This is a genomic window from Oleiphilus sp. HI0061 (genome assembly GCF_001635675.1).
In genome coordinates this window covers 1-9,396 of sequence record NZ_LWFE01001389.1, presented here as the reverse complement: position 1 = coordinate 9,396, position 9,396 = coordinate 1, and the positions used below count along the sequence as shown (strand labels likewise).

Sequence of the window (9,396 nt, the reverse complement as noted above, 5' to 3'; positions counted from 1 at the left end):
CCGGTAAGCTTTGTATGATAATAAGTCAAATGATTTTAGTGTGAAAAGCGTACGATTTGACAAAGAATACTTGAATCCCCACCAAAAAAATGAAGGTAAGATGATGAAATTAAATTCGATCAAGCTGTTCCTGGCGCTTATTTTTTCGATTTTAGTACTAACTGGTTGTGAAAGCTTAAGTACTGAAGATGAGTTCACTGCAGACGAAGTTCCAGCTGCACAAGACGAAAACCAATCTGAAGACAGTGCTTCAACCGGCGGTACAGTTTCAGGTGCACCAGACGCTGATCAAATTAGTGTTGAAGAGCAGGCTGCTCAAAGAGCTAAAGAAGCTGCTATGGCCGAGCAAGCCGCTTTGCGTGAAATGAGAACTTTTTACTTTGAGTTTGACCAGTCAACTGTTAAGTCTGAGTCACGTCCTGCATTGGCAGCTCACGCGGCTTACTTATCTGCTAACCCATCGTCAAAAGTTGTGATTGAAGGTCACTGTGATGAGCGTGGCACTAAGGGTTACAACGTTGCATTAGGTGAGCGTCGTGGTAACTCGATTGCTAAATTCCTAATTGTAAATGGTGTTTCTAAAGCTCAAATTGAAGTAGTTAGCTACGGTGAAGAACGTCCTGCAAATGCTGGCCATAACGAAGCAGCATGGGCTCAAAACCGAAGAGCTTATATTGAGTATCAATAATCATTATGATGATTGATAAGACTCTCGCGCGGAGCTGTTTTTCAGCTCCGGCGCTATTACCAGTTACCCTCCTGTCCTTTCTTGTTATTTCTGCTCCTCTTTCTGCGCGAACACTAATTTTTCAGTCAGAACAAAACAATTCTGCGCCCGAAGCGTCAGCGCCTGCTGAACAAACAGCGTTGCCTTCGGCTCGGCCTGTTAGTGCGCCTGTCGCACTGCCGGTTCAAAGCTCTGCAAATAGTGAATTGTTTTTTATGATCGAGGAATTGCAGCAGCAGCTTAAGGCTCTTAGAGGTGTTGTAGAAGAGCAAGCTAATGAGATACGTCACTTAAAGCGAAATGCGAAGGCTAGATATCTTGACCTGGACTCAAGAGTGTTGGCTTTGTCCAAGCAAGCCAAGTCAAGTGGGTCGAGTTCTACTGTTTCCAATACATCCTCAGTCGTTTCGCCTAGCCTAAGTGTGAATGGAGAGTCAGAAGGTACGAAAGCAAGTGTTGTTACTGATGTCGCTGTCGAGCCCAAAAAAGCCAGTTCGGCTGAAGCAAAGCAGGCATATCAAGAGGCTTATGGGCTTATCAAAGACAAAAAGTTTGACGAGGCGGTTACAAGTTTCTACACGTTTATCGAGAAATACCCAGATGGGCCTTTAACAGGTAATGCCTATTATTGGTTGGGAGAGATTTACTTAGTCTTACCTCAGCTAGAGCAGGCTAGACAAGCTTTCTCTATCGTTGTGCAGGCATACCCTGGTCACAGTAAGGTTGCTGACTCTCTATTTAAGCTTGGTGTGGCATATGATCGCTTACAGAACCCGACTGAGTCTCAAAGATACTTAAGTGAGGTTCAAAAGCAATTTCCTGATAGTACCGCTGCCAAACTAGCAAAAAGTTATAAGATCAATCGCTAAGCGACTGAATTTTATAGATTTTTCGTATAATTTTATAAAACTGTAAAACTAATGTAATTTTTTTGAAATTGCGCTTGTTATTTTCTTAAAAATCATTACTATATGCGCCTCATCGGGTCGTTAGCTCAGTTGGTAGAGCAGTTGGCTTTTAACCAATTGGTCGCAGGTTCGAATCCTGCACGACCCACCATTTTTCTCCGCTGTTCTAATGTAGAGAAGTTGGTGGCAACAGAGCCGATCGATGAGCATAAAATGTTGAAAAACATTGTCTAAACTTGATGTTACTAGCATCGCTAGTTCACAAGATTCCAGCGGGTCGTTAGCTCAGTTGGTAGAGCAGTTGGCTTTTAACCAATTGGTCGCAGGTTCGAATCCTGCACGACCCACCATTCCCTTCGAAAGTCCGCTGTCCCAATATTTCCAGCTAATTCATTAGTTTTAACATATAGTCATTTGTTAGTCTGCGCTCGCTGCTTCGATCTGCTTGCGTTGGTACTCAATCAATTATAGATTTTACTGTCACAAGGATTATACTATGGCACCCAAATTTTAGGTGCAGCTTCACATTAGTGTATTGTGTGTTTGAGTGGCTTCTAGTTAGTAAGAAAAATAGATTCGAACTTTAGATATATCTTTAGATAGGAACGACATGGCAAGTATTGAAGATCGCGTTTTGGTTCAAGAGCATTTAGCGCATGAGCATCTCTCGGCTAGAGAATTAGATCAGGCCAAGGTTGCAGATTACAAAGAGAAGATTAAATCGCTACTTAAAGAAAAGAACGCCGTTATCGTTGCGCATTACTATACAGATCCTATTGTACAGGCATTGGCTGAAGAGACTGGGGGATGCATTTCAGACTCTCTAGAGATGGCGAGGTTTGGTAAGGAACACTCAGCTGAGACTCTGTTGGTTGCTGGTGTGCGCTTTATGGGCGAAACGGCAAAGATACTCAGCCCGGAAAAAACTGTACTAATGCCAACGCTCGAAGCGACTTGCTCACTAGATATTGGCTGCCCGATTGAACAGTTTGAAGAATTTTGTGACCAGCACCCTGATCGAACTGTCGTTGTTTACGCTAACACGTCCGCCGCTGTTAAAGCCCGTGCAGATTGGGTAGTCACCTCAAGCATGGCCTTAGAGCTTGTAAGTTATCTTGATAAACGTGGTGAAAAGATACTGTGGGGGCCTGATCAGCATTTAGGTAACTACATAGAGAAGCAAACAGGGGCTGACATGGTAATGTGGCAGGGTTCTTGTATTGTTCATGAGGAGTTTAAGGGGCAGGGTATAAAGGACCTTATGAAGGTTTACCCTGATGCCGCGGTACTTGTGCATCCGGAATCTCCGCAAAGTATGGTTGAACTTGCTGATGCGGTCGGTTCAACGACTCAGCTTATCAAAGCGTCGCAAGAGTTGCCGAATCAAGAATTTATCGTCGCTACAGATAACGGTATCTTCTATAAAATGCAGCAGTTGTCGCCTGAGAAAGTCTTTATCGAAGCGCCCACTGCCGGTTCTGGAGCGACCTGCCGATCCTGTGCACATTGCCCGTGGATGGCAATGAACGACCTGGAAAATATGTACTTGGCATTAAGTGAGGGGAGTGGCGAAGTAGAGGTCGACTCCGAATTAAGAGCTGGTGCACTTAAGTCCCTTCAGAGAATGCTAGACTTCTCAGCTACGTTGTAAATAACTTTGGCTTTCCATTCACCCTGTTTGCGCGTTTAAAACAGCGGGTTTTCTTTGATGGCATAGAAGAGGTCCAGTCTTGACTGGATCTTAAGTTCATCAAGCTCACTTGTGGTTTTTTTCAAGGCAAGGCTAAGCTGCTCGATAGCTTGATTCATTCTAGCGGTAAGGTAGAAATATTCTGCTCGTGCTTGGTGCAAATGCGCGATATCACCAGCGAGCCCCGCTACCTCAGCAAGTAAGTACCAAATCTCGGGGTCTTCAGGGTAACGTAGGCTCATTTTAGTGAGTAGATGATTCGATTCCTTAATTTTGTTTGCATCAAGATACGCTTTTGCCAGCGCTCGAGATAAAGAGTAGTTGTGAGGGTTCCTGCTTAATTGTTGCTCAAGGGTGCTGATTGCATCGGTGTGGCGGCTGGCATTGGATAATGCTTGCGCATAGATGGTGTTGATCGATATCTGGTTAGGATACTGCTCTAATAGTTTTTCCAGAAGCTCAATCGTTTTGAGGGGCTTGGTTTTTAGGTGAGCATAGGCAAGGCCAAATGTCGCGGTACTAATTTGTGTCGTATTACCCTTTTGCAGAATATTGTTGAAGTATTCAACTGCAGCTTGCCTGGATTCCGCATAGTCACTAATGATCATGTTTTTACTAAAGTGAAAGTCAATGTCATCTCGATAGCGTGCTCTGGGGTACTGCTCAGCCCTCCCTCGCGTATCACTAATTCGCGTATCGGACAGAGGGTGTGTTGATAGATATTCTGGGAGGCTCTCTGCTCTGAGCCCTGTTTGTTTGTACATGCGTTCAAACATCTTTGGCATTGCTCGCGGGTCGAAAGCTGAGTTTGCTAAAATCTTAATACCTAGGCGGTCAGCCTCTTGTTCGTTTTTGCGTGAAAACTTTAGTTGTTTCTCTGCACTAAGTGCCTGAGTGCTTGCCAGTGCAGCGACGCCAGCTTCTGAACCAGCTGTCGCAGCAATAATTGCGCTTGCCAGAAAGCCGGCGAGTGTCAGTGGCGCCGCGAGCTTTTGTCGTTCGAGCATGCGGGCGTAGTGTCGTTGGCTGAGGTGGGCGAGTTCGTGAGCAATAACGGATGCAAATTCTTGTTCGGTATTGGCGTTAAAGAATAACCCTGCGTTTACGCCAATAATGCTACCAGGTACTGCAAAGGCATTTAGGCTTGGATTGTCGACAATTGTAATGGTGAAGTCGCGATCGATTACGGCAGAGTTTGGCGCGAGTTTATATACAAGGTTGGTGAGGTATTCGGTGACTAAAGGATTATCATAGGCTTGGGTGTGGCGTCTAAATGTGCGCAACCAAGCGTTGCCTAGGGCTTTTTCTTGCTGGATTGAAACGAGGTTTGACGAGCTATTGCCAAGGCTAGGGATTGTATCAGTGCTCGAGTCTGCGTGAGTGCTCGATATTAGTAAGCAGAGTAGTAAAAAGCTAAGGCTTTGTCGTCGTGGCATCTTCGATTGTATTGTATGGTGTGTTAGGTTCTTAGATATAGGCCGAATTCGGAGCAGATGCAAGTGAATACTTTGTCAGAATGAACTAGGGTGGCAGCTGTCTGAGATTAGCTTGTATAACCTCCTGTCGCTGCTATAAGATGTTCTTTCCTTGGGTTTTGTTTTTATTGATAGGTAGTTATGCAATTCGATTATTTAGTAGATGCTTCTGGTGAGGCCTGTCCGATGCCGTTGCTCAAAGCTAAACAGCAATTAAATAAGATGTCGGCTGGTGAATGTGTCAAAGTGATCGCCACTGATAAGGGCTCCGTTAGGGATTTCGCTTCGTTTATAGCTTTAACAGCTCATGAGTTAATCGAATCTTCTGAAGAAGACTTAGAATCGTCGCGCTTTGTGTACTATATTATTAAGCGCTAAGGCGTTTCATTCCCGCTTAGTATTCTAATTTATGGGCATTGATTTTAGTAAGTGTCCGGTTTCAAACCTCTTTTAGGCAAATTTATGCTCCAGGTATTACGGTCTTGGGTTGACCGATATTTTTCAGACGAAGAAGCTGTTGTGCTTTTGATTTTAATCGGCGCAAGTTTGGTGTTTATATCGCTTTGGGGCGACATTATGGCGCCGGTTATTGCCAGCGTTATCCTCGCATATGTGCTTCAAGGCTTTATTGCTTATCTCGTGTCCAAGGGAATGAACAATAAGGCTGCGATTTACAGTTCTTATATATTATTCCTAGGGGTAGTGTTCGGTTTTATATTTTCGGTAATGCCGTTGGTATGGCGACAGCTCTCATCGTTGGTCGGAGATGCGCCCAATATTCTTAACAATCTTAAATCTCATATTTTTACCCTACAAGAAGATTATTCTCATATTATTACTATATCGGAGCTTGATGCCTTAGTTCAGCAGGCTACAGGAGAGGTTGCTAATTTCGGTCAGTGGTTAGTGTCACAATCTATTGAGGGTGTTCCCGTGTTTATCACGGCTATGATCTATTTGATTGTCGTGCCCTTGTTGGTTTTTTTCTTTGTTAAAGACAGAGACTCAATCGTTAACTCTATTGTCGGTATCTTGCCCAAGAATAGGCGCTTAATGACTCAGGTTTGGGAGGAGATGAATCTCCAGTTCGCAAACTATGTTCGAGGAAAGTTTGTTGAAATCGCGGTTGTAGGTGGAACAACATATATTGGCTTTATTTTTATGGGTCTTAATTATGGGGCTCTATTGGCTATTCTGGTTGGCTTATCTGTTGTTATTCCTTACATTGGTGCCATATTGGTGACAATACCCGTAGCGCTCATTGCCTTATTCCAATTTGGCCTGCATGAAGAGTTTTACTACGTCATGCTAATTTTTCTGGTGATTCAGGTGATCGATGGAAACGTTCTAGTTCCATTGCTATTTTCAGAGGTTGTTAATCTTCACCCAGCGGTAATAATTGTATCGGTATTATTTTTTGGTGGTATCTGGGGGGTGTGGGGCGTGTTTTTTGCCATCCCTCTGGCTACGATGATAAAGGCTGTTGTCACTGCCTGGCCAAGAAGAGGGGGAGTAGAAACTTCTATCTAAACTAGCGAAATTTAGTAATAGTGGCGCTTGTTATGGCGCCACTTCTTTTGACTAGAGACTTTTGCAAGCCTTGAGTACTTCAGCAACATGGCCTTTGACTTTTACTTTGCGCCATTCCTTAACAAGAGTGCCTTCTGCATTGATGATAAAGGTGCTGCGTTCAATTCCCATATATTCTTTGCCGTAAAGCTTTTTAAGTTTAATTACGTCAAAAAGCTTACAAAATTCTTCTTCCGGATCACTGATTAACTCAAAAGGGAATTCATGTTTCTTTTTAAAGTTCTCGTGAGTGCGCATAGAGTCTCTTGAAACACCTAGAATCTGAGTGTTGCAGGCTTCAAATTCTTTAATTGAGTCCCTGAACTCCTGGCCTTCAGTTGTGCAGCCTGGCGTGTTGTCTTTTGGGTAAAAATAAATAACCGTATTTTTGCCCTTTAAGCTGTCATTCGTTATCTCTGTTTCTGACGTTGCTGCGGCAGTGAAGGCACCGACCTTTTCGTTTAAAGTTACCATTTTATGCGTAGCCCTTAGTTGCTGTGTAGTGTTAAGTTAAATAAGTTTGCTAGCGCAAAGGTTCAATGATCGCGTCGAGGTTACGTTCGTCGCAAAAGTCCATAAACTCATCTCTCAAGCTAGCAATGTGAGTATCAGCTGACAGTCGAATTGTCATTGATAGATTAAACATTTGTGTACCGGTGTGCGGGGCACTGTAGGTTCCGGTTTGCAAATCATCAATGTTTATATTCTGAGAGGAAAAGTACTGTGCAATCTCGTGAACGATACCCGGGTTATCCAATGCAACAACGCTAACCGTATACGCTAGTGCAGGGTGGCTGTCCCGCTGCTGTGTTTGCTTCGCAGTGGTGGTAAGACCAAGTGACTCGGACAGTGCTGGTAGGCTCGCTTCAAGTTTTGCTATAGCATCCCAAGCGCCGGAAACCATCATTATCACGGCGAATTCGCCCCCGAGCACTGTCATTCTACTGTCTATGATATTGCATTGGTTGGTCGAGCAGGCTTTTGCTAGCTCATTAACGATACCTGGCTTGTCGGTGCCAATAGAAGAAATAACCAAAAAGTTTGGTTTGTGATCTGTATTGCCCATAATTTCGCCTTAGTTGAGTGGGTTGTTGGACGATATTTTTGTTTCTTTGCCATATAGTAAGGCATGTTTACTTGTGAAAAAACCATCTCGGCATTAACATACGCGATTGTTTTTACTTTGTACCGTTTCAGTATCTGTTTTTGAGTAAAAAGTGCGCAGATATTTTCTTGGAGATCAATATGATTGAAGGCAGCATTGTTGCCCTGGTAACGCCCATGTTTGAAGACGGAAGTCTTGATTGGGAACGTTTGGATTCCCTGCTGGACTTCCATGTCGAAAAAGGAACTAATGCTATTGTTGCTGTTGGTACCACTGGTGAGTCTGCAACGCTCGACCCTGCAGAGCATTGCAGCGTTATCGATCATATAATTAAACGTATTGCTGGAAGAATTCCTGTTATCGCTGGCACAGGCGCAAACTCTACTTCAGAGGCTATTGAACTCACGCGTGAAGCTAAGAAGCTTGGTGCTGATGCATGCTTGCTGGTGGCGCCATATTACAACAAGCCTACTCAAGAAGGCCTATACCTTCATCATAAAGCGATTGCTGAAGCAGTAGAAATTGATCAGATTCTTTACAACGTACCGGGTCGAACAGTTGTTGATATGCAGAACGAGACGGTTCTTCGTTTAGCTGATGTACCTAATATTGTCGGCATTAAAGACGCCACAGGTGATATTGCTCGTGGCAGTGAACTCATCAAGTCCTTAAATGGCAAAATGCCGGTCTATTCGGGTGATGATGAAACTGCTTATAAGTTGATCTTGGCGGGTGCCAAAGGCAATATTTCAGTTACAGCTAATGTACTTCCTGCTGAGATGAGTCAGCTTTGTCGCCTAGCGCTTGATGGTAAGGCTGAGCAAGCTCAAACTTTGAATGATCAGTTGGCGTCAGTTCACGAAGCAATGTTCGTTGAAGCTAACCCCATACCTGTTAAGTTCGCGTTAAATAGAATGGGTCTGATTGGCTCAGGTATTCGCTTGCCATTGACTGAGCTAAGCAAACAATATCATTCGCAAGTAGAGTCTGCGTTAACAGCGAAAAAACTGATTTGATGAGTGATATAACTATTAAAATTATTGCCCGTCGGGCCTTACTGGTTTTTTCTGCTTTCGCATTAACGGCATGTGGGCTGATCAAAGACAGATCTGGGGAGTACAATGCTGCTGAGACAAGCCAAAGGATTACTGTGCCGGAGGGGTATTCAGATCTAAAAATTGGTTCTCGTTATCCTATTCCGAACGTTGATCGTAAAGCGGCCAGTTCTGATCAGGAGGGTTATGAGCTACCTAAACCTCCAAATGCTACGGCAGCTTTAAGTGCAGATCCATATTTGGTTGAGTCAATTGAAGATCAGACCTGGCTGCGCTTGTACTCTTCGCCAGGAAAAGTTTGGCCAATGCTCGATTTTTTTTGGCAAGAGCAGGGCGTAAAAACTAGCCAGCAGTTAATCCAGCAGGGTTATGTAATGACTCAGGCTATTGCCGAAAGCTCACCGTTGTATGAGCTTGTGCGTGAGTCCGGGATGACAGGGCAGGTTGCTTTACTGGCAAACTTACTTCAAGGTGTTAGGCGCAATACTGCCGAGCTACAGGTGAAGCTAGTGCCAGCGGGAGGTGTTCTTACTGAAGCCTCATGGAGTAAGGCTGCATCTTTACCTAAGGTTGAAACAAAGATACTAAATGCGGTTGGCGAGTTTGTTAGTTCAGATGTCCAGCGAAATAGACACTCCCTACTTGCAAATGACATTAGTGGTGAACCACGTGTTTTTTTGCTAGAAGATGATCAAGGCGGAAAGTACCTAAAGCTAAACCTTAGTTACCTTCGGTCATGGAGAGAAGTAGGTAAAGCGCTTAAAGCTTCAGAGGTGCTGGTTTCTGATATAGATCAGTCGCAAGGAAAGTACTTTGTCAGTTATTTAAGTCGAGATGAGCTGGATTCATGGTTTTCGACGGAAGAGC

10 protein-coding genes and 2 tRNA genes are annotated in these 9,396 nt (G+C 44.0%); 9 read left to right on the top strand and 3 right to left on the bottom strand.

What is annotated here, in order from left to right; all coding sequences use genetic code 11:
- Window positions 1-100 precede the first annotated feature (100 nt).
- The 5 genes from pal (at window position 101) to nadA (ending at window position 3,286) form a co-directional block, all read left to right on the top strand.
- Window positions 101-688 carry a peptidoglycan-associated lipoprotein Pal gene (gene pal / locus A3735_RS21885; protein WP_231872114.1) on the top strand — a complete coding sequence of 196 codons (588 nt, stop codon included), beginning with the start codon at window positions 101-103 and terminating at the stop codon, window positions 686-688.
- A 5-nt stretch (window positions 689-693) separates the two neighbouring features.
- On the top strand, window positions 694-1,596 hold the full coding sequence (gene ybgF, locus A3735_RS21880; RefSeq protein ID WP_068511016.1) for a tol-pal system protein YbgF: 903 nt from the start codon (window positions 694-696) through the stop codon (window positions 1,594-1,596).
- A gap of 114 nt (window positions 1,597-1,710) precedes the next feature.
- Window positions 1,711-1,786, top strand: a tRNA-Lys gene (locus A3735_RS21875).
- Between the two features lie 123 nt (window positions 1,787-1,909).
- A tRNA-Lys gene (locus A3735_RS21870) sits at window positions 1,910-1,985 on the top strand.
- A gap of 260 nt (window positions 1,986-2,245) precedes the next feature.
- Window positions 2,246-3,286, top strand: a complete 1,041-nt coding sequence (gene nadA, locus A3735_RS21865) for a quinolinate synthase NadA (protein WP_068507815.1) — start codon at window positions 2,246-2,248, stop codon at window positions 3,284-3,286.
- Between the two features lie 35 nt (window positions 3,287-3,321).
- On the opposite strand, the gene A3735_RS21860 is transcribed toward nadA, so the two are convergent.
- On the bottom strand, window positions 3,322-4,761 hold the full coding sequence (locus A3735_RS21860; protein WP_068507813.1) for a M48 family metalloprotease: 1,440 nt from the start codon (window positions 4,759-4,761) through the stop codon (window positions 3,322-3,324).
- Window positions 4,762-4,941: 180 nt separating this feature from the next.
- Here A3735_RS21860 and A3735_RS21855 point away from each other — a divergent pair, with 180 nt between their 5' ends.
- A complete protein-coding gene (locus tag A3735_RS21855; RefSeq protein ID WP_068507810.1) occupies window positions 4,942-5,178 on the top strand; it encodes a sulfurtransferase TusA family protein in 237 nt (78 codons plus the stop codon).
- Window positions 5,179-5,262: 84 nt separating this feature from the next.
- Window positions 5,263-6,330, top strand: coding sequence for an AI-2E family transporter (locus tag A3735_RS21850; protein ID WP_068633754.1), 1,068 nt, complete (start codon window positions 5,263-5,265; stop codon window positions 6,328-6,330).
- 51 nt (window positions 6,331-6,381) lie between these two features.
- Here the strand turns inward: A3735_RS21850 and A3735_RS21845 are convergent, their stop codons facing one another.
- Both A3735_RS21845 and A3735_RS21840 read right to left on the bottom strand, forming a co-directional pair.
- Entirely contained in the window at window positions 6,382-6,843 is a 462-nt protein-coding gene (locus tag A3735_RS21845) for a peroxiredoxin (protein ID WP_068507806.1), read from the bottom strand.
- 49 nt (window positions 6,844-6,892) lie between these two features.
- Complete coding sequence (locus A3735_RS21840; protein WP_068507804.1) at window positions 6,893-7,435, bottom strand: glycine cleavage system protein R; 543 nt, start codon at window positions 7,433-7,435, stop codon at window positions 6,893-6,895.
- A 179-nt stretch (window positions 7,436-7,614) separates the two neighbouring features.
- On the opposite strand from A3735_RS21840, the gene dapA reads away from it, so the two are divergent.
- A complete protein-coding gene (gene dapA / locus A3735_RS21835) occupies window positions 7,615-8,490 on the top strand; it encodes a 4-hydroxy-tetrahydrodipicolinate synthase (protein WP_068507802.1) in 876 nt (291 codons plus the stop codon).
- Window positions 8,490-9,396 (top strand): outer membrane protein assembly factor BamC (gene bamC, locus A3735_RS21830; RefSeq protein WP_068638636.1); only part of this gene is annotated, 907 nt, incomplete at its 3' end. The genes dapA and bamC, both read left to right, overlap by 1 nt.

Coding starts and splice junctions, on each gene's coding strand:
- ybgF (WP_068511016.1), top strand. CDS start 694: ATGATGATTGATAAGACTCTCGCGCGGAGCTGTTTTTCAGCTCCGGCG.
- nadA (WP_068507815.1), top strand. CDS start 2,246: ATGGCAAGTATTGAAGATCGCGTTTTGGTTCAAGAGCATTTAGCGCAT.
- A3735_RS21855 (WP_068507810.1), top strand. CDS start 4,942: ATGCAATTCGATTATTTAGTAGATGCTTCTGGTGAGGCCTGTCCGATG.
- A3735_RS21850 (WP_068633754.1), top strand. CDS start 5,263: ATGCTCCAGGTATTACGGTCTTGGGTTGACCGATATTTTTCAGACGAA.
- A3735_RS21860 (WP_068507813.1), bottom strand. CDS start 4,761: ATGCCACGACGACAAAGCCTTAGCTTTTTACTACTCTGCTTACTAATA.
- dapA (WP_068507802.1), top strand. CDS start 7,615: ATGATTGAAGGCAGCATTGTTGCCCTGGTAACGCCCATGTTTGAAGAC.
- pal (WP_231872114.1), top strand. CDS start 101: ATGATGAAATTAAATTCGATCAAGCTGTTCCTGGCGCTTATTTTTTCG.
- A3735_RS21840 (WP_068507804.1), bottom strand. CDS start 7,435: ATGGGCAATACAGATCACAAACCAAACTTTTTGGTTATTTCTTCTATT.
- A3735_RS21845 (WP_068507806.1), bottom strand. CDS start 6,843: ATGGTAACTTTAAACGAAAAGGTCGGTGCCTTCACTGCCGCAGCAACG.